At 44.0% G+C, this 318-nt stretch carries 1 protein-coding gene; it reads right to left on the minus strand.

Features of this window, described 5'->3' with window-relative positions:
• A partial coding sequence (locus AXK11_RS10165) for a hypothetical protein (protein WP_231865736.1) occupies positions 1-318 on the minus strand: 318 nt, incomplete at both ends.

Genomic DNA, 318 nt, shown 5'->3' on the forward strand with positions numbered 1-318 from the left:
AATCATTAAAAAATAGCGTCACGCCACCTACACCCGCAAAGTCAATCACTCCGGCATGACCCACCGGATTTTCAACCGAGATTGTGTATATCCCTCCAGACTTGGATGTGATATCTTTTACGTAAAGCTCACTACGCCACCTATTCAATACCACCTTATCTTTAATAACAGGAATAGCGCCTGCATGTACACCTTTTCCAATCCAACAAGCATGATGCCTGTACGGGCCATTCTCAGCTCCTGAAAATGAATCATAATTATATTTTTTATAATGATTTAAAAACTCGGGGGGGGGGGGGGGGGGGGGGGGGTTTTTTT

This window comes from Cephaloticoccus primus (genome assembly GCF_001580015.1).
GTDB lineage: Bacteria > Verrucomicrobiota > Verrucomicrobiia > Opitutales > Opitutaceae > Cephaloticoccus > Cephaloticoccus primus.